Consider the following 25650-nt stretch of genomic DNA (forward strand, 5'->3'; position numbering starts at 1 on the left):
GATAGTCGTTATCTCCTGCTATTATTTATTTGCCATAACAGATTCTGCTGTCAGGTCAGCTTTATGAGAAGAATCCCAACAATGCTCCTGCTGCTACAGCAGAACCGATCACTCCTGCCACATTCGGTCCCATGGCATGCATGAGAAGGAAATTATGGCGGTCGTATTCAAGTCCCATGTTGTTTGAGATACGTGCACACATCGGAACGGCACTCACTCCGGCATTACCAATCAGCGGATTTATCTTCTTGTGCCTTGGCAGGAAGATGTTCATGAATTTCACGAAAAGAATACCCGTAGATGAAGCAATGATGAATGCGAAAGCACCAAGAAGGAATATGAATACCGTATTCATCGTCAAGAACTCACTCGCCTGTGTAGAGCATCCTACAGTCAGACCAAGGAGAACAACTACGACATCATTGAGAGCACTTCCCGCAGTCTTTGCCAATCGTGTGGTCTTGCCAGACTCTTTAAGAAGATTTCCGAAGAAGAGCATTCCGAGAAGCGGAAGACCTGACGGCACCATGAAAGTAGTGAGCAGCAATCCAATGATAGGGAACATGATTCTTTCCAACTGGCTTACCCTTCTTGCAGGCTGCATACGGATATGTCTTTCCTTCTTTGTGGTGAGAAGACGCATCAATGGAGGCTGGATAACAGGAACCAGCGCCATATATGAATACGCACATACAGCGATTGCTCCCATCAGGTTAGGACTGAGCTTGGAAGACAGGAAGATAGCCGTAGGACCATCTGCTCCTCCGATAATGGCTATGCCGGCAGCCTGGTTGGGTTCAAAGCCCAGAGCCAAGGCAATCATATAAGCTCCAAAGATTCCGAACTGGGCAGCAGCACCTATAAGGATAAGCTTAGGGTTGCTGATAAGTGCAGAGAAATCTGTCATCGCTCCGATACCCAAAAACACGAGTGGTGGATACCATCCCTGACGCACGCCCTGATAGAATATGTTGAGTACGGAGTTGTCTTCATACAATCCTATCTCAAGTCCGGCATCTGCACGGAAAGGTATGTTACCCAAAACTATACCTAAGCCTATAGGCACCAACAGCAACGGTTCGAAATCCTTCTTGATTGCCAACCAGATGAAGAAGATTCCAACAACGATCATGATGATGTTTCCCACTGTGGCATTGGCAAAACCAGTAAAGGAAAGGAATTCATTAAAGTTGGAAACTATGAAATCTATAATGTTCATAATGTTCTATTCTATATTTTATAATAACTCGAACTATCTTGAACCTTTATCAGGCGATTGTTATCAAAGCGTCACCTTCCATAACGGTATCGCCCTCTTTCACGAGAACAGAGCTAACGGTACCAGACACCTCAGCCTCTATGTTGTTCTGCATCTTCATTGCCTCAAGAATGATGACAGCATCACCGGCTTTAACGGTGTCACCCACTTTCACCTTCACTTCCGTGATAGTTCCTGGCAATGGTGCTCCGACCTTCGTTCCGGCTCCTGCCGCCGGCTTGGCTGCAACAGGTGCCGGAGCCGGAGAAGCGGCTGCTGCAGGTGCTACACTTGCAACCGGTTTCTTCACAGCTATTGGATGCTTAGGCATTGTCGAGGCATGGATAGGCTCTTTCAGCTCCACCTCAAACTCGATGCCATTGACCTTGACTTTTGCGATATTGCCTTCCACTTCAACGATTTCTACATCGTAATCTACACCTTGTACTTTATATTGATATTTGTTCATGATTTTTTATGCTGTTATTAAATTGTACAATCATTAAAAATGTTTCTCTTCGATATGGGCATTCCACATAGTGCTATGCGGCTTGATGGTAATGATATTGCTTTCATTGTCATGCACATCATCCAGATATTGCTTGAGAGCCATTGATATCACGGCAATATAGACCTCTTTATCAATACCCGACGACTGCAGACCGTCCTTCAATATCACTTTTGTCTTGTGTCCAGTCTCTGCGATCACCTCTCCGGCAGCTACGGCAGCCTTTACAGGCTGTATGTTCTTTGCCTTCTTGATGGTCTGCTTGTGAGACATGAATATACCCAAAACACGGAAGAAAACATAAAGCAAGGCAAGGCAAGAGAATACGATTCCCATTGACAGGATGGCAATGCCAAATCCGTATGGATCTTCTCGTTTCAGTTTAGCCACTTTTGATTCACCTTCTTTCAACAAGTTGTTCGTACCAGGAGTCACTTCTGCCGGGCTTTTGATTTCCCATTTCACAGAGCCGTCCTTTTCTCTGGCAAATGAGCAATCATCCTTCAGAGCAGGTACGCTGACTGAATCAATCAGGTCAACAGCATTACCGTCATAGATGGCAATCCACATCGGCTCGTTTGGCATAGCCTTCTCGCCGATATAGAAAGAACCTTCGGCTCTATGTGAATCAAGATAGAACACAACATGAGTCCTGGCGGTAAGCAAAGTGCGGTCATCTCCACTTGGAATAATGCTCATCATCGAAATCCTCTGTGGAACAGTCAACGACTTGTCCAACACTTTCCTGTCCGTAGTGATATACATGCCACGGATGTTGTAGGAAGAGTATGCGATGTTTGAAAGCTCTACCCAAGGCTTGTGCCTTCCATACTCATCTGTGATACTTGCTTTATTACTCGTCATCACCTCGTTGATCTTGATGTTTCTGGCACCTTGACCATATGCGGATAATAATGTAGTAAGTGCAGCAAAGAGAATTAAACTGAACTTTTTCATACGAATTATATAAGTTATTTATATGCAATCATCGCTACAGACCGCAGAAGAACAACACAATGATCTGTGCGGTAAATATTCTAAGGAACATACTCAGCGGATAGACTGTTGAATATCCTACAGCTGGTGCTTCCTTTGAGCATAATGAGTTGGCATATGCCAATGCTGGTGGATCGGTACATGTACCAGCCAGCATACCCATGATAGTGAAATAGTTGAACTTGTATTTCATTCTTGCTATCGTTCCGATTACCAATATTGGTATGATGGTGATGAGGAAACCGGTGAATACATATTTCAGACCGTCTCCCTGTGCTACAGTGTCCCAGAAACTGTTACCTGCTTTTACACCTACACTCGCCAGGAACAAAACCAGTCCTATTTCTCTCAACATCATATTGGCACTTGTCGTGGTATACGTTACAAGATGGAACTTGTATCCATATCTACCGATGAGGATGGCTATGATAAGCGGTCCACCTGCGATACCAAGTTTGATAGGCACAGGAATGCCATGAATGGCAAAAGGCAGACTTCCGAAAATGATACCAAGGATAATTCCTACGAATATAGTCGCGATGTTAGGAGCCTCAAGACGCTTGATAGAGTTACCCATCACAGATGCCACCCTGTTGACTGCGTTCTCTGGTCCGACTGCCATGATTCTGTCGCCCACCTGAAGAGCAAGGCTTGGACTTGCGAAGATATCCATTCCCTGACGTGTCACTCTAGTCACGTTTACGCCATAGACACTTGGGAGATGCATCTGTCCCAAAGTCTTTCCGTTGATAGAAGAACGGGTAACGAGTATTCTCTTGCTTACCATAGGTTCACCCTGTTCATTCCAGTCAACTTCAATCTCCGGTCCGATGAAAGCGTTGATCGGCTCGGCATCATCCTCTGCACAAACGATGAAGAGCAAGTCTCCCATATGGAGTCTGCTTTCGCCTGTAGGAATCGTCACGTGGCCTTCATGAAGTATGCGTGTACATACAAAATCCCTGTTGAGGAATTCATGAACCTGTTCTACCGTGCGGTCTTCAAGATACGAGTTGGTGACCTTGAGGTGCATCATGTACGGTTTCACCGCTGTATTCTCAGCTTCCTCCTCTTCCAACTTCTTTTCTTCACTTTCAAGCTTCACCCTGCAGATATATCTGACGGCGATAGTAGCGCCAATAATACCGAGCACGCCAAGCGGGTATGCGCAGGCATATCCGTTTGCAATCTGAGGTACCTGTCCGGCAGGGAAGATTGTAGACAAAGCCTCATTGGCGGCACCAAGGCCAGGAGTGTTGGTCACGGCTCCATAGAGCGTTCCAACCATCATTGGCAGGTTGTTGTGGTCGCTTGTGTCGAAGAAAATGAAATAGCATGCGAACATAACTGCGATATTAAGCAGGATCATGCATGCAGACAGGGCGTTAAGCGTAACGCCACCTTTTCTGAAACTTTCTAAGAAACCAGGACCAACCTGAAGTCCAATCATGAACACGAACAAGATAAGTCCGAAATCCTGTATGAAAGACAGGATATTCGTAGGAGCTGTAAATCCGACATGGCCTGCGGCGATGCCTGCAAACAATACGAATGTCACTCCAAGTGAGATACCACCCAGCTTGATCTTGCCAAGATAAACACCAACAGCTATGACAATAGCGTATAGCAATGCTATATGCGCTATCGAGTCAGTTGTTGTGAATAAAGCTATTAGCCATTCCATCTCTTAGTAATTTAATTTTTCTCTTAGGTTTTAGATTAAAAAATGTTTTAAAAAATTATGTGCGCAAAGGTAATGAAAAAAAAGTGTTATTGCTAATTTTTATCAATTTGTTTTCGCTATATGCCAAAAAAGTAGGGATTGCAAACAATTTGCAACCCCCACTCTCTTTATTTTATGGTCAGTTCCCTATTCTTCAATGCCGTTTAGGTGTATGTCGAATATAGAACTGACATTATGTCAACCTATTGACAGTTCTGTCTGATTAAGCCTCTGTAGCGTCAGACCAATCCTCCTTAGACTTGCGGATATAGCTTTCGTAGCGGAGCTGGGCCATTCTCTGAGTAGCAGCGAAGAGTTCGTCAGCCTCGTTAGGATAAGCCTTCTTGACAGACATGAAGCGCACCTCATTCATCAGGTAATCCTGGAACAGACTCCAGTCCGGCTCCTTAGAGTCGAGTGTGAATGGATTCTTGCCCTCGTTTGCCAACTCTGGGTTGAAACGCCACAGATGCCAGTAACCGCATGCTACGGCACGAGCCTCCTCAGCCTGGCTGCGTCCCATACCACCCTTGATCTTCAGACCGTGGTTGATACATGGAGCATAAGCGATTATGAGTGATGGTCCAGGATAAGCCTCTGCCTCACGGATAGCCTTCAGACACTGAGCGTTGTCAGCACCCATGGCAACCTGAGCTACGTATACATAACCGTAAGTAGTAGCGATCATACCGAGGTCCTTCTTGCGGATTCTCTTTCCACGGGCAGCGAACTGTGCGATGGCGCCAAGTGGAGTAGCCTTAGAAGACTGACCACCGGTGTTAGAGTAAACCTCTGTATCGAGAACAAGCAGGTTCACATCCTCACCAGAAGCGATAACGTGGTCGAGACCACCGTAACCGATATCATAAGAAGCACCGTCACCACCGATGATCCACTGTGAACGCTTAACGAGATAGTGGTCGAGAGTCTTCAGCTCCTTGCAAACATCACAGCCAGCAGCAGCACCCTCCTCGAAGAATGGCTTCAGCTTGGCGGCAGCAGCCTTAGAAGCTTCAACATCATCCTTGCCGGCAATCCACTCCTTGGCTGCAGCCTTGAAGTCGTCGGCAACCTTCTCGTTTGCGATAATCTCATTGAGAAGACCTTCAACACGCTCCTTCATCTTCTTGTTAGCCATTACCATACCGAGACCGAACTCGCAGAAGTCCTCGAACAGAGAGTTAGCGAATGCAGGACCCTGTCCCTTCTCGTTTGTTGTATATGGAGTAGATGGTACAGAAGCTGAATAGATTGAAGAGCAACCAGTAGCGTTAGCGATCATCTCGCGGTCACCGAAGAGCTGAGAAACCAACTTCACGTATGGAGTCTCACCACATCCTGAGCAAGCGCCAGAGAATTCGAACAATGGCTGTGCGAACTGTGAGTTCTTAGGATTAGACTTCACGTCTACGAGATCCTGCTTAGACTTCACGTTCTTAACCAGGTAGCTCCAACCGGCAGCGAGGTCTATCATATCCTTTGCGTCTGGGTTGTAAGGAACCATCTTGAGAGCCTTGACAAGCTCACCAGTCTCCTTATCCTTCTTGCCAGGACATACGTCAACACAGTTGCCGCATCCCAGACAGTCGAGTGGAGATGGCTCGATAACGAAGTGCATACCCTTCATTGCTGCAGGAGCCTTCATCTCGATAGTGTTGCCGTTGAAGCCAGCCTTCTCCTCGTCAGTGAGCACGAATGGACGGATTGCAGCGTGAGGACAAACGAATGAACACTTGTTACACTGGATACAGTTCTCATAGTTCCATACAGGTACGAATGCCTCTACACCACGCTTCTCATAAGCAGCAGTTCCGTTCTTCCATGTACCATCGGCAGTACCGTGGTTAACGAAGTCAGAAACCTTGAGCAGGTCACCAGCCTGTGCGTTGATAGGACGAACGAGTTCCTTAACGAATGCAGGTGCGTCATCCTTCTTCACTTCATCGTCTGGCAGGTTAGCCCATGCCGGATCAACGGTGAGCTGCTTGTACTCACCACCGCGGTCAACAGCCTGGTAGTTCTTGTTCACAACGTCCTCACCCTTCTTGCCGTAAGACTTCACGATGAACTTCTTCATCTGCTCAACAGCGAGGTCTACAGGGATAACTCCTGTGATGCGGAAGAATGCGCTCTGCAGGATGGTGTTTGTACGGTTGCCGAGACCAATCTCCTGGGCGATCTTTGTAGCGTTGATTGTGTAAACGGTGATATTGTTCTGTGCGAAGTAACGCTTTACCTTGTTAGGCATGAAGTCAACAAGCTCCTGTCCGTCGAAGATTGTGTTCAGCAGGAATGTACCGTTCTTGCGGAGTCCACGTGTCACGTCATACATGTGGAGATATGCCTGTACGTGGCAAGCCACGAAGTTAGGAGTGTTCACCAGATATGTAGAGCGGATTTCCTCGTCGCCGAAACGGAGGTGCGAGCATGTGAAACCACCAGACTTCTTAGAGTCATAAGAGAAGTATGCCTGGCAGTACTTGTCTGTATTGTCACCGATGATCTTCACAGAGTTCTTGTTAGCACCTACAGTACCGTCAGCACCGAGTCCGTAGAACTTAGCCTCGAAGAGACCCTCGCCACCCATTGGGATTTCCTCAACGGCAGGAAGAGAAGTGAATGTAACATCATCAATGATACCCAGAGTGAAGTGATCCTTTGGCTCTGGCAAATTGAGGTTGTCGAATACAGAGATGATTCTGGCCGGAGTAGTGTCGCAGCCTCCGATACCGAAGCGTCCGCCAACAATTACAGGTCTGTTCTCTACGTTGTAGAATGCGTTCTTCACGTCGAGATACAATGGCTCTGCATCAGCTCCTGGCTCCTTTGTACGGTCGAGCACAGCAATCTTCTTGACTGTCTTAGGAACGGCAGCCAGCAAGTGCTTGTTGCTGAACGGACGGAAGAGGTGTACGCTTACCATACCTACCTTTTCGCCCTTCTTTGTCATATAGTCGATAGCCTCGCGAGCAGCCTCAGAACCAGAACCCATGAGGATGATCACGCGCTCAGCGTCCTCAGCTCCGTAGTAGTCGAAGATGTGGTGCTCACGACCTGTGATCTTTGTCATCTCGTTCATGTAGTGCTCTACGATTTCCGGCAACTTCTCATAAACATCGTTGCGAGACTCACAATGAGTGAAGAAAGTCTCAGGGTTCTCAGCTGTACCGCGTGTTACAGGGCGCTCAGGTGTGAGTGCGCGGTCGCGGAAACGCTTAACGTCAGCTGGGTCTACGAGCTTGGCAACATCCTCCTGGTCGAGGAGCTCTATCTTGTGGTACTCGTGTGATGTACGGAAACCGTCGAAGAAGTTTACGAAAGGAATTTCAGACTTCAGCGCTGCGAGATGAGGAACTGCCGAGAGGTCCATAACCTCCTGTACAGAACCAGAGCAGAACATGGCGAAACCTGTCTGGCGGCAAGCCATGACGTCCATGTGGTCACCGAAGATACACAACGACTGCGTAGCCAATGAACGTGCAGAAACATTGAATACGCATGGAAGCATCTCACCTGCGATCTTGTACATATTAGGGATCATGAGCAACAAGCCCTGTGAAGCTGTGTATGTGCTTGTAAGCACACCAGCCTGCAGTGAGCCGTGCACAGCACCAGCGGCACCACCCTCTGACTGCATTTCCTGTACGCTAACAGTCTGTCCCCAAATGTTCTTTCTGCCACGTGCAGACCATTCGTCAACATGCTCAGCCATTGGAGACGATGGTGTGATAGGATAAATGGCAGCTACCTCTGTAAACATATAGCTTACGTGAGCGGCAGCCTCGTTACCATCACAAGTGATAAACTTTTTTTCTTTTGCCATTTTAGTAAAATATTAATGTTAATGTATTTGTTGTTTACTTATTTAATTATTACACTTTAAATAAATAATATATTAGCCTCTTCTGTCAATACAGGAATCCGAGCAGCCACAGCGGCATTTGGTTCCCCTGTCCTATTTCCGTGTTGTATCTTGCGGAATACGTGTTCGCCGAGCCTCTCGACCTTGATGAATGTGTGGCGTCGGATATGGTGAAGTCGTATTTCTCGTCCACGATGAAATGTCCGTTCTTGTTTCCCTTGTTCACCACATGATCTTTCCACAACGCATTGATGAAGAAATTCTCCATCACAGCCTGCTTGTCGGCGATTATCGGATATATCGCATACATGAGGTTAGGGTTGTGCATCACCACCATCGGTGGTTTTTTCGGGAACTCCTGCCCCACCGGATACAATATGTTTATAAGTCTTGCGTCTGCCAGATATTTGATGTAGTTCATCACGGTGGCACGGCTTGTCTCTATGTCGATTGCCAATTGGCTTATGTTCGGGGCTTTCGTTCCGTTCACAGCCAGGAGATAGAACAGCTTCTTTATTTTGGCAAGATATTTGAGTTCGATTTGCTTTATGAACAGTATGTCCACCTCCGTCATCATGTTCATCGTCTTGAGCAGGTTTTCCGAATAGTTCCTGTGCTCGCGATAGAACGGATAGAACCCGTGGTGAACGTAATCCTGGAAATACTTCAGCGGCGAAACGTATGGCAGGATTTTCCTGACAAGCTTCTCGTGGTTTTCCACTATGTCGTCAAGCGTGAAAGGTTCGAAGTTGTTTCCCGTCTGCAGGTTGATGAATTCTCTGAACGAGAACCCTCTCAGGTTGTAGCTCTTCACGATGCCGCTGAGCTCGTAGTTCTCATCCTTGAGCCGCATCACGCTGCTACCGGTAAAGACGATGTGAAGGTTTGGATAGAGATCGTAGCATTTGCGCAGTTCGCTTGCCCAGTTCGGCTCTTTGAACACCTGATCGATAAGCAGCACTCTTCCTCCGTTTCTGTAGAACTCCCCAGCGAAGTCTGCTATTCCCCTGGACTGGAAATAAAAGTTGTTCATATTTACATACAGACACTTTTTGTTTCCGAGTTCAAAGTTTTCTTTTGCATACTGCAGGAGGAAAGTGGTTTTTCCCACTCCTCGCGACCCCTTGATTCCGATCATGCGGTCGTTCCAGTCTACCTCGTCCATCAATAGACGACGTACCGGTGCATCCGTGTGCTCCACCAAATAGTTATGTGTTCTAAAAAACGCTTCCATCCCTATCATTTAATTCATTTGCAAAGTTAATGGTTTTCCACCAATTTTCAAACTCTACATTGCAAAATCTTGCATTTTTTATCATTTTTAATCCAGTTTCGATGGTTTGCAGGATAAAATTACTCAAAAGCGGGGCTTTGTGCATGTAAAAATTCACGAACAAGAAGGATGACAAAGAAACTGCAGGCAAGATGCCGAATCGTTAAATAATGCATAATCAACGATGCATTGCGCTTTTTAGTGTTATCTTTGCATATCGTTAAACAACTTAAAGATTAATTGGAATGAAAAAATTTTTATTGTCACTATTATTTATAAATGTGTCGTTCTGCAACGTTTGGGCACAGAACGAGTGGGAAAGACCGGATGCAGCAGTCGGGAAACAGAAGGAAACAGTAAAGACCGTAACCAGAAAGGAAAAAGTAGAAGATCCGAAATACATGGCCGGCGCCGTGACGGAGAATGAAGGAAAGGTGGAATGGACCTGCAAAATCAACATGCCAGGAAAATCCTCCCAGCAGCTTTACAACCTGTGTTTGGGCTATTTGCAGGATTTCGTTAAAGAAGAAGACCAACTTCCGGAAAGCAACGTCACGCTTGTGAACAAGTCGCAGCGGGTGATTGTGGCAACACTTAACGAATGGCTTGTATTCAAAAGCACCTTCCTCTCGCTCGACAGGGCAAAGCTAAACTATGTGCTGGTGGCAAACTGCACGGACGGTTGTGTGGAACTGACGATGCGCAACATATTCTTCAGATATGACGAGAACGACGGTAAGGGCATGACGAAAATCCTTGCCGAGGAATCCATTAACGACAAGAATGCGCTGAACAAGAAGAAGACAAAACTCGTCACAGGATGGGCGAAGTTCCGCAGGATGACTATCGACAGGAAGGACGAGGTGTTCGACAAGTTCAGAACCTATCTGGCGGATAAATGATCCACGATCTGCCAACCTCAACCCCATCTCCTACTGACTCTCGCAGATAAACAACGGCGACACAGAGGGTGACATTTTCCCAAAAATTCCCATTTTCCCATTTTCCCATCTTCCCATATAACGAAAAATAAATGTAATAAAAAAGATAATATATTGATATATAATGACTTATATAAAAACGCCATTTCCCATTGGGAAGATGGGAAAATGGGAAAATGGGAAAATGGGAAAATGGGAAAAATGTTATAAAGACTTTTCAAACGGCCATACATTCTCCGACAAACAGACTACGGCAAACTTCACACCTCTGTTCTTGAAAATCTTGCAAATACAACAACATGAGGCATGGCAAACATGAACCTCAAGGAAAAGGCAAGAGAAAAGAGAGGAAAAGAGTACCAAGTGTCCCAAGTGTCCCACTGTCCCACTGTCCCAAATAAGCAATAAAAAAATATAATAAAAAAAGATAATATATTGATATATAATAACTTATACAAAATACATGATTCCACTTGGGACAATGGGACAGTGGGACACTTGGGACACTTTTGTAAAAACTTTTCCAACAACCAGCATTCTCCGACAGCCAGACTACGGCAAACGTCACAACTCTGTTCTTGTAAATCTTACAAATACTATGACATGAGGTATGGCAAGTGTGGACTTCAAAGAAAAGACAAGAGAAAGAGGGAAAAGGAAGGAAAAGAGTCTCAAGAGTCTCAAGAGTCTCAGAGTCTCACAGTCTCATATAACCAATAAATAATGTAATAAAAAAGATAATACATTGATATATAATAACTTATACAAAACACCGGATTTCACGTGAGACTGTGAGACTGTGAGACTCTTGAGACTCTTTTGTAAAGACTTTTCCAACGGCTATACATTCACCGACAATTTGGATACGGCAGCCCCTCCCCTGTTCTTGAAATCATAAAACACCGAAAACGAGGGCGCAAACAGCCGGTTTGCGAGTCACAAACCGCCTGTTTGCAACAGGCTATATGTGATATTTGTATTTCTTTGTAGCCCTGCGGGGAGTCATCACACCGCCTGCATCGTAGGACCCGCTGGAAATCCCCTCCACAGAAGGCCCCGTATATTTGCATCCGCGATACTGGGCATAGCGCTTGCGGATGCGATAAACATAGTCTACAGTCTCCCACCCTCGCATATAGCCATATCTCACCACAGGATCGTTATAGAATTCCGGCTGCTGAAGCTTCAGCACGTATGGTGCCACATCATTCCATCTCGACGGATTGCCGCCATGCTTCCGGGCAAGCGCCATGGCGTCTTTCACGTGGTTCGCACCGCCATTGTATGCTGCGAGTACGAAGCACTGGCGCTCCTCGGCAGAACGCACGTTGCTGAAGACAGACGACAGTTCGGCAAGAAGGCGCACAGCAGCCTCAATGCTCCTCTCCGGGTCGTGCATGTCGCTACGGGCGAGACCTAGATGATCTGCCGTGGAAGGCATTATCTGCATCAGTCCGCAGGCTCCAGCCCACGATCTGGCATTGGGGTCGAAGCACGACTCCTGATAACATTGTGCCGCCAACAGCCGCCAGTCCCACCGCGCCACGGGGGCATAGCGGCGGAAAAGCGGGTCATATTTAGAGATTACGCCATTTTCGCGCGACAGGAACGGAGCATAGACATGACGCGAAACGCTACGCGAAGACAACAGAAACCGTTCCTCCTTCTTTATGTCGGCAAGCATCTTGGGCTTATACCAGCCGTCAAGGGCTTTCGCCAATTCGCCGTTGCCCTTGGCCACCGCCCATTGCATGCCATCAGAATAGGCACCGCAGAACTTCAGTCCTCCACCCTGCTTCATGCCCTTAGGCAACATACACATTATAAGGTCGGCACTACCCTGCCTCACCCTCTCGGCAAGCTCCGCCGTGTCTTTGCACACCTCCACACGAAGGGCGACACCAAGCTGCTGGGCGAACTTCTCACAAAGCAGATACTGGGTGCCGAAGCCCCTGCCGTGGTATTCGAAATATGTCTGCGGACCGCTTAGCGTCACCACTATCAGTTCGCCGTTGCTCACTATCTCCGAGATGCTGCAAAAGCCTCCAGCCGACACGGAGTCTGTCATCACCTCGCCCCAGGGAGTGACGATAGACTTGTCTGCCGCCTTGTCTCTGCAAGAAACGGCAAGCATGAGAACAGGCAAAAGCATGATGATGAAAAGCAAATGGCCTTTACGGCAACGAAAATATCTTGTCATGAATTGTTTTTAATTACGGGTAAATATCGTTCCGGCACAACTGCATGCAGAACAAATAGCCCACAAAGATAGCTATTTCCTTGCAAATATATCACAAAATGACTAAATTTGCGGTATGATAAAGAAAAAGATTGCCTTCGCAACCGAAACCACCAGATGCCACGAAGCGCATGCAAGCCACGTTTCGAATGAAGACAATCACAACAACCATATCACAACAAAGATTTAAAGAAACAGCGCAACATGAAGCGACTCAACGAATTAGTACGTCAAAACATATTAAGACTCGAGCCATACGGACATGAAAGAAGCTCAAACGGCAACAAGACCGGATTGGTGCTTCTCGATGCCAACGAGAATCCTTACAACACCCCATATAACAGATATCCGGAAATACGACAGACGGAGCTGAAGAGGGCAATCGCAAAGATGAAGAAGCTGCCAGCCGAATGCATACTTCTGAGCAATGGAGCAGACGAAGCCGCAGACATCATATACAGATGTTTCGCCGAACCTGGCAGAGACAATGTGGTGGCGATAGAACCGACATGCAGGATGTATGAAAGGCTTGCCGAGATAAACAACGTGGAATACAGGAAGGCGGCACTCGACGAGAATTTCCAGCTTTCTGCCGGGAGAGTACTCGCAGCATGCAACGGAAACACAAAGATCATTTGGCTCTGCTCACCCAACGACCCGACGGGCAACGAACTGCAGAGAGAAGAAATCGTGAAGATCATAAACGGATTCGAAGGACTTGTGGTTGTTGACGAGGCTTATTCAGACTTCTCAAGCGCCACGCCTCTGAGGCACGAACTATACAAATATCCTAACCTGATAGTGCTTGACACCTTCAGCAACTCATGGGGTTGCGCAGGACTGCGGCTGGGGACCGCCTTCGCCTTTCCGGAAATCATCGACATATTAAATAAGGTGAGAAATCCATATAACGTCAACACGCTGACCCAGGAAAGCGTGTCCAAGCTCCTCGACAGACAATACGACGTGGAGAAATGGGTGAACATACTGTTGGCGGAGCGCGAAAGGATGGTTGAAGCCTTCAGACTGCTGCCTTCGTGCAAGAAGGTTTATCCGACAGAGACGAACTTCTTCCTTGCCCAGATGACCGACGCCAAAAAAGTGTACGACCACCTCAAGGGAAACGGCATATTGGTGAAGAGCATGGCAGGCGTGCCGCTGTGTGAAGACTGCCTGAGAATCACCGTAGGCAGCAAGTCGGAAAACAGCGAACTTCTCGCCGCACTAAGACTCCTGAAGACGGAAGAAGAATAAACAAGTCCATAACCTAACGGAAGACAGACCGCACGTTCATTGTCTGTACTCCAATTATTCATAAAAAATCAATATAAACAAATGTTTTTCACAGGTATCATAATAGCCGTAATGGCATTGGCGATAATAGGCGTGTTCCACCCAATAGTGATAAAGACGGAATACTACACCGGAGTAAGATACTGGTGGGTGTTCATGCTCCTCGGACTCCTGTGTCTGGCGGCAGCGCTTTTCGTAGAAGACATTATCGGGTCGGCAGCGCTGGGACTTGCCGGGGCGTCATTCCTATGGTCTATCCTCGAACTCTTCGAACAGAGAGAAAGAGTGAGAAAAGGATGGTTTCCGATGAACCCAAAGCGAAAAGACGAATACGACAAATAGAAAGCGCAGCCTCTCGTTGCGCATACAGGCATTGCCACGCTTCATCATGAAGCCGAAAGACAGGACAAAGAACAGAGGAAATGAAGACAAAACTTTTAGTCGTGGGAAAGACAAACGACAAGAACATAACGAAAGGGATTGACGACTATGTGGGAAGAGTGAAGCATTACATGCCTTTCGACATAGAGGTAATCCCCGAACTCAAAAACACGAAAAGCCTCACACAGAGCAACCAGAAGGAGATGGAAGCGGAACAGATTCTCAAGAGGCTGCAACCGTCAGACACCGTGGTGCTGCTCGACGAACACGGCAAGGAATACAGAAGCATAGAGTTTGCCAGATGGATAGAGAAGCTGCAGCAGACTGCACGGAGCCTCGTGTTCATAATCGGCGGACCGTACGGCTTTGCCGACTCCGTATACGAGAGAAGCGACGCCAAGCTGTCGCTCTCAAAAATGACTTTCTCACACCAGATGATACGCCTGCTCTTCGTGGAGCAGATATACAGGGCGTGCACAATCATAAAAGGCGAACCGTATCATCACGAATGAAGACAATCAAACATGAATGCCTGTCACCATTACGGCTTTTCAGAAGAACAAACACACGTAAGTGTTAAAGTTTTGTTAAAATCATTGACACGGGAGGATATTTTTAGTACCTTTGCATCGTTTTTTCAGGAAAACAACATTAAAGTATTAATAATCAGCTACTTATAAGGTTTTAAAGAAAATATCAGGCATGAGACAACTAAAAATTCAGAAAAGTATTACCAACCGTTCCAGTGAAGCACTCGACAAATACCTCGTTGAGATAGGTCGTGCGCCGTTGATTTCCATCGACGAGGAGATTGAACTCGCACAGAAAATCAAGAAAGGCGGACGTGAGGGCGAAAGAGCAAAGAACAAGTTGGTGACAGCCAATCTTAGATTTGTCGTATCTGTTGCCAAGCAATATCAGCATCAGGGCCTTACTCTGACCGACCTTATAGACGAAGGCAACATCGGACTCATCAAGGCAGCACAGAAATTCGATGAGACCAGAGGCTTCAAGTTCATCTCCTACGCCGTGTGGTGGATCCGCCAAAGCATCCTTCAGGCAATAGCAGAGCAGAGCCGCATCGTGAGACTCCCGCTGAACCAGGTGGGTTCGCTCAACAAGATAAACCATGAGATCAACAAGTTTGAGCAGGAAAACCAGCGCCATCCTTCAGTTTCCGAGCTCTCTGAAGTAACGAAGCTCGACGAAGAGAAGATCGGACAGTCGCTTGCTGCCGACGGTCACCACGTGAGCATCGACGCCCCATTCCAGGACGGTGAAGACAACTGTATGCTCGACGTGATGCCTAGTGGAGAGGACAGCAGGACCGACCGCGTGGTAGACCACGAATCAATGGCCCTTGAGCTTAATTCCGTATTGAGCAAGGTGCTCAAAGAGAGAGAGATAACCATCATCCGCGAATGCTTCGGTATAGGATGTCAGGAAAAGGGCCTTGAGGAAATAGGCGACCAGCTCGGTCTTACACGTGAGCGCGTGAGACAGATCAGAGAGAAGAGCATCGCCAAGCTGCGCGACAGCGGCAACGCCAAGATTCTCATCAAGTATCTGGGCTGATGCCCACCCCCTCTGTTGGGGAAGAAATGAGACAAAAGACGGGAAGCAATTCCCAATAGCAGACAATATATGCGTCTTGCCACAGACATGATTCATACATCATGGCGGCAAGACGCATTTTTCTTTCCCACTTACTTTATTTGAACCCAAACCGACGGTTACGGTTTGCATGGATTCCGTTTTTATTGAAGAGTAGATTTTGTCTGGCTTCTAATGAGTATTAGCAAGTTGTTGAGAATAAAAAAAACACAAAACGCAAGGCTTTTAATAATAAATTTATTAACTTTGCAAAATCAAGCATTAAGGTATAGGAGTTCAGCAAGTTTCCGAACTTGCTTACAGGCAGACAAGATGCAGGTTGGTCACTTGTCAACTGATGTCCGAAATGCCTTTTCAACGTAAAAAGAAAATTACAAGATAATATAATATGAACATTCTAGAATTGAGCGAACAAGAGATTGTACGCCGCCAGAGCTTGCAGACGCTACGCGATATGGGCATCGACCCATATCCTGCCGCAGAGTTTCCAACAAACGCTTTCAGTACTGACATAAGATCTGAGTTCAAAGACGAGGACGAACCTCGCCAAGTGATGATAGCGGGCCGACTGATGGGCCGCAGAGTCATGGGAAAGGCATCCTTCGCTGAGATACAAGACTCCAAAGGAAGAATACAGGTGTATGTTTCACGCGACGAGATCTGTCACGGCGACAACAAGGACCTTTATAATGTAGTATTCAAAAAGCTCATGGACATCGGTGACTTCATCGGTGTCAAAGGATTCGTATTCCGCACACAGACAGGCGAGATTTCAGTTCACGCACAGGAGCTGACCCTGCTCTCGAAAAGTCTGAAGCCGCTGCCTATCGTGAAATACAAGGACGGAGTGGCATACGACAAATTCGACGATCCGGAACTTCGCTACAGACAGAGATATGTAGACCTCGTTGTGAACGACGGAGTGAAGGACACTTTCCTGAAACGCGCCACGGTGTTGCGCACGCTGAGAAAAGTGCTCGACGAAGCCGGCTACACGGAGGTGGAGACCCCTACCCTGCAGAGTATCGCAGGTGGTGCGTCGGCAAGACCGTTCATCACTCATTTCAACGCCCTCGACCAGGATATGTATATGCGTATTGCCACAGAGCTGTATCTGAAGAGGCTTATAGTAGGCGGTTTTGAAGGTGTTTATGAAATCGGAAAGAACTTCAGGAACGAGGGAATGGACCGCAACCACAATCCAGAGTTCACATGTATGGAGCTCTACGTGCAATACAAGGACTACAACTGGATGATGGCATTCACAGAGAAACTCCTCGAGACAATCTGTATAGCAGTGAACGGTTCGCCTGAAAGGGAAATAGACGGCAAGATGGTGAGCTTCAAGGCTCCATACCGCCGCCTGCCTATCCTTGACGCCATCAAGGAGAAAACAGGTTTCGACTGCAACGGAAAGACAGAAGAGGAAATCCGTGCGTTCTGCCTTGAAAAGGGAATGGAAGTCGACGAGACCTTCGGCAAGGGAAAACTCATCGACGAACTCTTCGGAGAGTTCTGCGAAGGAACATTCATCCAGCCTACATTCATCACAGACTATCCGGTGGAAATGTCTCCGCTGACAAAGATGCACCGTTCGAAGCCTGGTCTTACAGAGCGCTTCGAGCTGATGGTAAACGGCAAGGAGCTTGCCAACGCATACTCTGAGCTCAACGATCCAATCGACCAGGAGAACCGTTTCGTAGACCAGATGAAGCTTGCCGACAAGGGCGATGACGAGGCAATGATCATTGACAAGGATTTCCTGCGTGCGCTGCAATACGGCATGCCTCCTACCAGCGGTATCGGCATCGGCATAGACCGCCTCGTAATGCTCATGACGGGAAAGACTTACATCCAGGAAGTGTTGTTCTTTCCACAGATGAAGCCGGAAAAGAAAATGCCGCAAAGCACCATAAACGAATGGGAAGAAATCGGAGTGTCGGAAAATTGGGCTTACGTAATGCGTAAGGCCGGATTCAACCTCATCTCAGACATCAAGGGTGAAAAGGCGCAAGGTCTCCAGCAGAAAATAGGAGAAATAAACAAGAAATACAAATTGGGCTACGAAAAGCCGTCTCTCGACGAAGTGCAGAACTGGATTGACAAAGCCAATCCTTCGGCTGAAGCAAATGCTTCGACAGAATCTTAATAATTCATATCTCCAGATATGTCCGGACGACAAAGAACAATGGGTCCGGACATATCTCACCCAAACAAATTTGACAGAATGTTTAACTGTGGTAAAATTGCAATAATTGGCGGAGGTAGCTGGGCTACGGCTATTGCAAAGATTGTTGTGGAAAAAACCCACCACATTGGATGGTACATCCGCAGAGATGACCGTATTGACGAATTTCGCCGATTAGGACACAACCCGTCTTATCTGATGGGAGTTAGATTTAATGTAGATGAGATTTGTTTCTCTTCAGACATCAACGAGATTGTAGAAAAATACGATACGCTGGTGTTTGTAACACCATCACCATACCTGAAAAACCACCTGAAGAAGCTCAAGACAAACATTTCAAACAAATTCATCGTCACAGCCATAAAAGGTATCGTACCCGATGAAAACCTGGTATGCTCAGAATACTTCCACAACGTATTCGACGTGCCGGAAGAAAACATCGCTTGCCTTGGAGGACCGTCGCACGCCGAAGAGGTAGCACTCGAAAGGTTGTCGTATCTGACCGTGGGATGCTGCGACGAGGAAAAAGCCCAGGCATTCACAGACATACTGGTGAACGACTATATCAAGACGAAGACAAGCCTCGATGTAGTCGGAATAGAATATGCTTCCGTATTGAAAAACGTATATGCAATAGCGTCGGGAATATGCAGCGGACTGAAATTCGGCGACAATTTCCAGTCGGTACTCATATCTAATGCCGTGCAGGAAATGTCAAGATTCCTGACTGCAGTACACCCTATCGAGCGTTGCGTATATGACTCCGTCTATCTTGGCGACCTTCTCGTCACGGCATACAGCAACTTCTCGCGCAACCGCACATTCGGAACGATGATAGGCAAAGGATATAGCGTGAAAAGCGCACAGATAGAGATGGAGATGATAGCCGAAGGATATTTCGGAACGAAATGCATGAAAGAGATAAACAGACACATGCATGTGAACATGCCGATTCTGGATGCTGTATACAACATCTTGTACGAACGCATAAGTCCGCAGATTGAAATAAAGCTGCTGACAGATTCTTTCAGATAAAGAAGACAAACATAAATCACAAACGAATATGGAAAAAATAAAATTGAACACAAAAAAAGCCGAACAGTTTCTGAAAGCAGGAGCTGTGGAAGGTTTTGAAGAAAAAGTCAAGAAAGCTCAAGAGGCATTGGAGAATGCCACATGTGAAGGAAACGATTTTCTGGGCTGGCTCCATCTGCCATCAGAAATTTCTGCAGACTTCATCGCTGAGCTCCAGCAATGTGCAGACACCCTACGCAGCAACTGCGAGGCAATCGTAGTGGCAGGTATCGGCGGAAGCTACCTTGGCGCAAAAGCCGTAATCGAAGCTCTGAGCAACTCTTTCCAGTGGCTCGTCAACGACGGCAGCAACCCTACAATACTTTTTGCAGGAAACAATATCGGCGAGGATTATCTTTCCGAACTGACAGCATATCTGAAAGGCAAGAAATTCGGCGTAATAAACATATCCAAGTCTGGCACGACTACTGAAACAGCACTCACTTTCAGACTGCTCAAGAAGCAATGTGAGGAACAGCGCGGAAAGGAAGAAGCAAAGAAGGTAATCGTGGCTATTACTGACGCCAAGAAGGGTGCTGCCCGTGCAGCAGCCACAAAAGAAGGCTACAAGACATTCGTGATTCCTGACAACGTCGGCGGACGCTTCTCAGTACTCACTCCAGTAGGACTCCTACCTATCGCATGCGCAGGATTCGACATCAAGAAACTCGTAGAGGGTGCGGTGGAAATGGAAAAAGCCTGTGATATCAACGTGCCGTTCGCAGAAAACCCTGCAGCACAATACGCTGCCGTAAGAAACGGACTCTATCAAGAGGCTGGAAAGAAAATCGAGATAATGGTGAACTATCAGCCGAAGCTCCATTTCTTCTCAGAGTGGTGGAAGCAGCTCTATGGCGAAAGCGAAGGAAAAGAAGGCAAGGGAATCTTCCCCGCTTCCTGCGATTTCACAACAGACCTCCATTCTATGGGACAATGGATACAGGAAGGCGAGCGCACTATCTATGAAACCGTTATCAGCATAGAGAAGCCTAACCGTGAATTGCTCTTCCCTAACGACGAAGACAATCTGGACGGTTTGAACTTCCTTGCAGGAAAACGAGTGGACGAAGTGAACAAGATGGCTGAACTCGGAACAAGACTCGCTCATATCGACGGAGGAGTGCCAAACATACATATCAGCGTTCCGAAACTTGACGAATACTACATCGGTCAGCTGATATACTTCTTCGAGAAGGCTTGCGGAATAAGCGGACTGCTTCTCGAAGTAAACCCATTCAACCAGCCTGGCGTGGAAGCATACAAGCGCAACATGTTTGCTTTGCTCGACAAACCTGGCTATGAAGAAGACAGCAAGGCTATCAAAAAACGTTTGGCTGAAGAGGCTTAAACTTGAAAGCAAAATACATTATATATATAAGGCAAATGTCAGACATGGCATTTGCCTTATTTTTTGCAGCATCCAGACATGTTGCCAGATAGGGAAAAGACAAGAAGAGAAGGAAAACATTATTATATTGTGGACAGACTTTTACTCGAAAAAACTTTGTGAAAATTTGTTTTTCAAACAAATTAAATGTACCTTTGCAATTGATATGGTAACAGAAGCAAAGGGAATCACAATAATTTCAAAGCTGTGATTTACGATGCTGACGTGCAAGGGAATCAGGTGAAAGACCTGAACTGTTCCTGCAGCTGTAATCCACATTATGGAGCTAACATCAGAAAGCCACTGACATGAAACAAAAGGGTTTCAAGTATTGTCGGGAAGGCGTTGGCTCTGTGGAAAGTCAGAATACCTGCCAGATCACAACTCGTAGATAACATGCTCCCAGGATAGGAGAAGATAATCTAATTATGCAAAAGAATAAAATCATATTATTGGCTATTGCCGCAGGTGCTTATAGCATCAGCACCAATGCCCAGAACAGCAAAGATAATATTGCTGGCGACAAGACGCTGCAAGAGGTTGTCGTGACCGCTACCGGTACCGGCCACCTGCTGAAGGATGTGCCTGTGCAGACAGAAGTCATCTCGCACAAGATGATAGAGAGTTATGGAGGTAAATCCCTGGAAGACATCCTTGAAGGGCTTACGGCCTCGTTTGCCTTCAACGAAGGCGACATGGGCAGCAAAGCACAGCTTGGAGGACTCGGAAACAACTATATACTGATTCTCATCAACGGCAAAAGGCTACATGGAGACAACGGAGGCGAAAACGACCTCGGACTGATCGACCCGAACAATATTGAGAGAATAGAAATAGTAAAAGGTGCCCAATCTGCTCTCTATGGTTCTGATGCCATGGCTGGAGTGATAAACATCATAACAAAGAAACACGACACGCAAGGTCTGCTTCTAGAAAACACAACTCGCTACAGTCGTTTCAACGACATCAGACAACGCAATGGATTGGGACTGAGAATAGGCAAAGTGCAGTCGTATACCAGCTTCCAGCTGCAACACAACGATGGATGGCAAAACACTTCAAAAGAATTTGCAGAAGGCCACGTAGTACCTGATTCAAGAAACAAGACAACAAACAAATTCACGAACTGGCAGATCAGCGAAAGACTGACATATAATCCGACAAAGAATCTTGAACTGTATGCCGACGGGTATTTCTACAAGAAATCCATCAACAGACCCACTAACGGCAACTATGCCTCATGCGACGTCTACACATACGACCTGCTCTATCGCAACGCTTCTGCAGCGATAGGCGGTAAACTGTTTACAAACAAAGACAAGAAGGACTATATATCGATTGACGTGGACTGGAACAAGCATGCCTACTATTACCACTATACAAGCAAGACATACGAAGATGCCTATATAGACGGCAAACTGGAACACGGAGTGCCCTTCTATCCAGGCAAAGAGCGTCTGCAAGCCGACCAGCAACGCGTGATGGCTATGCTGAAAGGCGTTTTCCATCTGCCTTATGCAAACACCTTGAATGTTGGAGCCGAATACAGATACGACTATCTTAAAGCCCCAATGAGGACTGCAAACGGTAGCGCTGACGACAACACGGGAGCTATATATGCACAAGACGAATTCAACATCATTCCATGGCTGAACATAACGGCAGGAGCAAGACTCGTGGACAATTCAAGATTCGGATTCCACTTCACGCCTAAAGTGAGTACGATGGCCAGTCTTGGCGACTTCCGACTGCGTCTGGGATGGAGTCAGGGATTCAAGGCGCCAACTGTTAAAGAATTGTATTACAGATATTTGCACGTGATGGGTTCGACCACTTTCTTCAATATGGGAAACACGTCGCTCAAACCACAGACAAGCAACTACTTCAGCGCTGGACTCGAATACAGGAACGAGAGATTCACTGCTTCTGTAACCGGTTACTTTAATAAACTGGAAGACATGATAGCACTTGTCAACGTTCCGGTAGACGAGTTGCCAAAGGACGTGACGACCGGTTATCTTGGGGACGGCAGCGGAAAGGTAACGGCAAGACGTTACAAAAACATGGAAAACGCCAAGACTTATGGCATAGACGTCAACCTGTCGTATAATATATACAAGTATCTGAGCATCGTCGGAAACTACAGTTACCTCGACACTCAAGCCAACATGTATGACACAGACCACGACAGGATGAAAAAGGCCGTGATAGACGGTATGGCACACAACAAGTGGAATGCATCGTTGGTTTACGGACACAGATTCTCTACGGTATACCGATTTGGAGCCAGCCTCTCCACACGCGGCAGCAGCAAACGCTACTACGAAAACAACGGAAACGGCAAACACTATCAGATATGGCGAATCAACACCACGCATGATTTCGGAAAGGCAGGGGCTGAGATGTCGTATAAGGTAGAGTTGGGAGTGGACAATATCTTCAACTACAAAGACACCACGATGCGTCCATACCATCTCGGAACAAACAATGGCGGCACAAGCATATATGCCTCATTCGCCATAAAGTTCAACAAAGGAAAGAAGATTTTCTACCATAATTATAAACAAAACAAAAAACAAGATGAAGAAGATTAAAATCTTTCTGATGATGTTGCTCGCTGTATTGAGCTTTACAGCTTGCGACGATGATGATGACTCTAAGCAGAGCATCATCTCTGAGTATTCCATGAACGACCAGCAGGTGGCTGCACAGAAAGCCAAGTCGGGCAAAGACAAAGCCGTGCTGCTCGTAGCCTTCGGTTCTACTTGGACAAATGCCTTCGCCGCTTTTGATGACACGAAAAAGGCTTATGAGGATGCTTTCCCAGATGCAGACGTTTACTTCTGCTTCTCTTCTGACATCTGCATCAACCGTGCCAGTGCTGGAGAACATGGCGAGTCACGCAACTATTATGAGCCACGTTATTTGCTCCACGCCATCGGTGCTGCAAAGTACAAGACTGTTTACGTGCAGAGCCTCCAGGTTATCCCTGGAGAGGAGTTCGCAAATGTTGTTGCTGCCGTAAAGAAATTCGCCAACAACGGTTATGTAAAGGATGCACACCTCGATGACGAATATCTGAAGACCGTAGAGATCCACCTCGGTATGCCTTTGCTCAACGACCTTGACGAGGTTGACGACGTGGCAAAACTGCTCAATGACCTCTATCAAGACGAGGCGGCACAGGGCGTTGTTGCTTTTATGGGTCACGGAAACCCTGACAACTACGACTCTTTCAAGGCAAACATCCGCTACACACAGCTTGAAAAGGCCCTGCAGACTTACAGCAAGAACTACTACGTAGGTACTGTTGACATGAAGGACAACTACAAGCAGAATGTAATGGCACGTATGCAGAACAACAACATCACTTCTGGCAAGGTTTATCTCCACGCTCTGATGTCTATAGCCGGTGACCACGCACACAACGATATGGCTGGCGAGGGAAACGACTATTGGGACGCAAGTGAGCCGACAAGTGAAGACAACAGCTGGTTTGAGTTCTTCAACCACAATGGCTTCACATCTGTAGTTCCTCAGACCAACGGCAACCCACTCGGACTCCTGGAGTTGCCTACTATCCGCCAGATATGGATAAACCATACGAAGAATGCTGAGCTTCTTGAAGACGCTTACCATTCAATGTATCCAGAGGAATAATAATCAATCATAGAACCGGTTTATATATAACAGGGACGCGGAACAACATGCATGTTCTGCGTACCTGTTTTTACCGTTTATTTAGACACATGAAAATTTTATATTATTTTGCAGTAATAATGACTATGCTCATTTCTTGCGCCACAGCTCAGGACGGCAAGAAAGAGCTTGTTGCAGACAGCCTGTACCACGACCAGGACTCTGTACTTTCACACATTGAAGACTATAGCGACACGATAGAGATAAAATATGCCAAAGGACTGAAAGTAGAATACAAACCCGACGGCATACATGTCACTATAACAAACCCTGACCCTGCTGCCAAAGCAAGCAAGCCTCAACACATCACAATCAGAAAATCTTCTTCACGCTTTATATGCACCACGGCTTTACAACTCGGAAATTTTGAAGTACTCGGTCTGGAAGACAAAATCGTCGGAATCAATTCTCTACGACATATCTTCTCACTCAGGATGCTTGACCAACTTGAAAGCGGAAAGACAGCTAAGATAGGGAAAGAAGGAAACTTCGACCTTGAAACCGTGATGCGCACAAAACCTGACTTTATCCTCGTGAGCGCAAGCAAATATGGAGGGTTTGAAGCTCTGAAAGAATGTGGCATTCCACTTATCTTCCATCACGGATACAAAGAAACTAACCCACTGGGACAGGCTGAATGGATAAAGCTCGTTGGCATCCTCACAGGAGAAACGAAAAGGGCTAATGCCGTTTTCGCTGACATCGAGAAAAAATACAACACTCTGAAGGAAGAAGTGGAAAAGGCAACCTCTGACAACAAGAAACTCCCAACCGTGATAAGCGGCAGACAGCTTCGAGACGGATGGTATATCGTGGGCGGCAGAAGCTATATGGCACAACTGTTCAGAGATGCAGGTGCAGACTATATAATGAAAGACAACAAGGAGTCTGGTGGCATTGCCCTCGACTTCGAATCTGTTTATGCCAAAGGAATTCATGCTGACTTCTGGCAGACGGATGGTTCGTCGAAAGGCAATTTCTCATTGAAAGAACTTGCAAACGAAGATGCCAGATATGCCACTATGGACGCTTTCAAGAACAAGAGGGTAATCTTCTGCGACTTGAGCCAGACGCCTTACAGAGAGCTTGGCGGAGTGCAGCCACACTTCTTGCTCGCAGACTTCGTGAAAGCTTTCCATCCGGAAATACTGCCAAGCTATATTCCTAAATACTATAAACTAATAAAGTAACATTCAATTAAACAATCAATTATA

18 protein-coding genes and 1 riboswitch are annotated in these 25650 nt (G+C 46.6%); of the genes, 11 read left to right on the forward strand and 7 right to left on the reverse strand.

The genetic code is table 11. From position 1 onward, the window contains the following. Positions 1-61: 61 nt before the first annotated feature. The 6 genes from CCC32_RS07125 to CCC32_RS07150 all read right to left on the reverse strand — a co-directional run bounded on the left by CCC32_RS07125 (position 62) and on the right by CCC32_RS07150 (position 9581). Positions 62-1219 (reverse strand): sodium ion-translocating decarboxylase subunit beta, encoded by a 1158-nt coding sequence (locus tag CCC32_RS07125; RefSeq protein ID WP_370755905.1) that lies wholly within the window; start codon positions 1217-1219, stop codon positions 62-64. Between the two features lie 49 nt (positions 1220-1268). After that, a complete protein-coding gene (locus CCC32_RS07130; protein ID WP_022317253.1) occupies positions 1269-1727 on the reverse strand; it encodes a biotin/lipoyl-containing protein in 459 nt (152 codons plus the stop codon). Positions 1728-1760: 33 nt separating this feature from the next. Next, a complete protein-coding gene (locus CCC32_RS07135; protein WP_044073924.1) occupies positions 1761-2723 on the reverse strand; it encodes an OadG family protein in 963 nt (320 codons plus the stop codon). A 34-nt stretch (positions 2724-2757) separates the two neighbouring features. Then, positions 2758-4446: a putative transporter gene (locus CCC32_RS07140; protein WP_287073324.1), complete on the reverse strand. Its 1689-nt coding sequence runs from the start codon at positions 4444-4446 to the stop codon at positions 2758-2760. Positions 4447-4708: 262 nt separating this feature from the next. Further along, the gene (gene nifJ / locus CCC32_RS07145) at positions 4709-8308 is read right to left on the reverse strand and encodes a pyruvate:ferredoxin (flavodoxin) oxidoreductase (RefSeq protein WP_287073326.1); all 3600 of its coding nucleotides are present in this window, start codon (positions 8306-8308) and stop codon (positions 4709-4711) included. Between the two features lie 85 nt (positions 8309-8393). Beyond that, positions 8394-9581, reverse strand: coding sequence for an ATP-binding protein (locus CCC32_RS07150; protein ID WP_278839831.1), 1188 nt, complete (start codon positions 9579-9581; stop codon positions 8394-8396). A gap of 284 nt (positions 9582-9865) precedes the next feature. Between CCC32_RS07150 and CCC32_RS07155 the strand changes: the two genes are divergently transcribed. Then, entirely contained in the window at positions 9866-10522 is a 657-nt protein-coding gene (locus CCC32_RS07155; protein WP_287073328.1) for a DUF4468 domain-containing protein, read from the forward strand. Positions 10523-11522: 1000 nt separating this feature from the next. Here the strand turns inward: CCC32_RS07155 and CCC32_RS07160 are convergent. After that, positions 11523-12761 (reverse strand): MltF family protein, encoded by a 1239-nt coding sequence (locus CCC32_RS07160; protein WP_044074231.1) that lies wholly within the window; start codon positions 12759-12761, stop codon positions 11523-11525. Positions 12762-13004: 243 nt separating this feature from the next. Between CCC32_RS07160 and hisC the strand changes: the two genes are divergently transcribed. The 10 genes from hisC (at position 13005) to CCC32_RS07210 (ending at position 25626) form a co-directional block, all read left to right on the forward strand. Beyond that, on the forward strand, positions 13005-14054 hold the full coding sequence (gene hisC, locus CCC32_RS07165; RefSeq protein WP_287073330.1) for a histidinol-phosphate transaminase: 1050 nt from the start codon (positions 13005-13007) through the stop codon (positions 14052-14054). 81 nt (positions 14055-14135) lie between these two features. Next, positions 14136-14435: a DUF4491 family protein gene (locus tag CCC32_RS07170; protein WP_022317264.1), complete on the forward strand. Its 300-nt coding sequence runs from the start codon at positions 14136-14138 to the stop codon at positions 14433-14435. A gap of 80 nt (positions 14436-14515) precedes the next feature. Then, a complete protein-coding gene (gene rlmH, locus CCC32_RS07175) occupies positions 14516-14986 on the forward strand; it encodes a 23S rRNA (pseudouridine(1915)-N(3))-methyltransferase RlmH (protein ID WP_278839843.1) in 471 nt (156 codons plus the stop codon). A gap of 190 nt (positions 14987-15176) precedes the next feature. Beyond that, complete coding sequence (locus tag CCC32_RS07180) at positions 15177-16049, forward strand: sigma-70 family RNA polymerase sigma factor (protein WP_022317266.1); 873 nt, start codon at positions 15177-15179, stop codon at positions 16047-16049. Between the two features lie 427 nt (positions 16050-16476). After that, entirely contained in the window at positions 16477-18237 is a 1761-nt protein-coding gene (lysS, locus tag CCC32_RS07185) for a lysine--tRNA ligase (RefSeq protein WP_022317267.1), read from the forward strand. 78 nt (positions 18238-18315) lie between these two features. Then, positions 18316-19311, forward strand: coding sequence for an NAD(P)H-dependent glycerol-3-phosphate dehydrogenase (locus CCC32_RS07190; RefSeq protein WP_042520089.1), 996 nt, complete (start codon positions 18316-18318; stop codon positions 19309-19311). A 28-nt stretch (positions 19312-19339) separates the two neighbouring features. Continuing rightward, the gene (locus CCC32_RS07195) at positions 19340-20698 is read left to right on the forward strand and encodes a glucose-6-phosphate isomerase (protein WP_044073195.1); all 1359 of its coding nucleotides are present in this window, start codon (positions 19340-19342) and stop codon (positions 20696-20698) included. Between the two features lie 235 nt (positions 20699-20933). After that, a riboswitch (cobalamin riboswitch) is annotated at positions 20934-21129 on the forward strand. 36 nt (positions 21130-21165) lie between these two features. Next, positions 21166-23331 carry a TonB-dependent receptor plug domain-containing protein gene (locus CCC32_RS07200; RefSeq protein ID WP_287073334.1) on the forward strand — a complete coding sequence of 722 codons (2166 nt, stop codon included), beginning with the start codon at positions 21166-21168 and terminating at the stop codon, positions 23329-23331. Continuing rightward, the gene (locus tag CCC32_RS07205) at positions 23318-24397 is read left to right on the forward strand and encodes a sirohydrochlorin cobaltochelatase (protein ID WP_022317271.1); all 1080 of its coding nucleotides are present in this window, start codon (positions 23318-23320) and stop codon (positions 24395-24397) included. Before CCC32_RS07200 ends, CCC32_RS07205 begins: the two co-directional genes overlap by 14 nt. A 125-nt stretch (positions 24398-24522) precedes the next feature. Continuing rightward, on the forward strand, positions 24523-25626 hold the full coding sequence (locus tag CCC32_RS07210) for an ABC transporter substrate-binding protein (protein WP_287073336.1): 1104 nt from the start codon (positions 24523-24525) through the stop codon (positions 25624-25626). Positions 25627-25650 lie beyond the last annotated feature (24 nt).

It is taken from the genome of Prevotella sp. LMAG:51 (assembly GCF_008680225.1).
In the GTDB taxonomy this organism is placed as follows: Bacteria; Bacteroidota; Bacteroidia; order Bacteroidales; family Bacteroidaceae; genus Prevotella; species Prevotella pectinovora.

Coding starts and splice junctions, on each gene's coding strand:
- lysS (WP_022317267.1), top strand. CDS start 16,477: ATGAACATTCTAGAATTGAGCGAACAAGAGATTGTACGCCGCCAGAGC.
- rlmH (WP_278839843.1), top strand. CDS start 14,516: ATGAAGACAAAACTTTTAGTCGTGGGAAAGACAAACGACAAGAACATA.
- nifJ (WP_287073326.1), bottom strand. CDS start 8,308: ATGGCAAAAGAAAAAAAGTTTATCACTTGTGATGGTAACGAGGCTGCC.
- CCC32_RS07150 (WP_278839831.1), bottom strand. CDS start 9,581: ATGGAAGCGTTTTTTAGAACACATAACTATTTGGTGGAGCACACGGAT.
- CCC32_RS07205 (WP_022317271.1), top strand. CDS start 23,318: ATGAAGAAGATTAAAATCTTTCTGATGATGTTGCTCGCTGTATTGAGC.
- CCC32_RS07160 (WP_044074231.1), bottom strand. CDS start 12,761: ATGACAAGATATTTTCGTTGCCGTAAAGGCCATTTGCTTTTCATCATC.
- CCC32_RS07125 (WP_370755905.1), bottom strand. CDS start 1,219: ATGAACATTATAGATTTCATAGTTTCCAACTTTAATGAATTCCTTTCC.
- CCC32_RS07135 (WP_044073924.1), bottom strand. CDS start 2,723: ATGAAAAAGTTCAGTTTAATTCTCTTTGCTGCACTTACTACATTATTA.
- CCC32_RS07170 (WP_022317264.1), top strand. CDS start 14,136: ATGTTTTTCACAGGTATCATAATAGCCGTAATGGCATTGGCGATAATA.
- CCC32_RS07210 (WP_287073336.1), top strand. CDS start 24,523: ATGCTCATTTCTTGCGCCACAGCTCAGGACGGCAAGAAAGAGCTTGTT.
- CCC32_RS07195 (WP_044073195.1), top strand. CDS start 19,340: ATGGAAAAAATAAAATTGAACACAAAAAAAGCCGAACAGTTTCTGAAA.
- CCC32_RS07190 (WP_042520089.1), top strand. CDS start 18,316: ATGTTTAACTGTGGTAAAATTGCAATAATTGGCGGAGGTAGCTGGGCT.
- CCC32_RS07130 (WP_022317253.1), bottom strand. CDS start 1,727: ATGAACAAATATCAATATAAAGTACAAGGTGTAGATTACGATGTAGAA.
- CCC32_RS07180 (WP_022317266.1), top strand. CDS start 15,177: ATGAGACAACTAAAAATTCAGAAAAGTATTACCAACCGTTCCAGTGAA.
- CCC32_RS07200 (WP_287073334.1), top strand. CDS start 21,166: ATGCAAAAGAATAAAATCATATTATTGGCTATTGCCGCAGGTGCTTAT.
- CCC32_RS07140 (WP_287073324.1), bottom strand. CDS start 4,446: ATGGAATGGCTAATAGCTTTATTCACAACAACTGACTCGATAGCGCAT.
- CCC32_RS07155 (WP_287073328.1), top strand. CDS start 9,866: ATGAAAAAATTTTTATTGTCACTATTATTTATAAATGTGTCGTTCTGC.
- hisC (WP_287073330.1), top strand. CDS start 13,005: ATGAAGCGACTCAACGAATTAGTACGTCAAAACATATTAAGACTCGAG.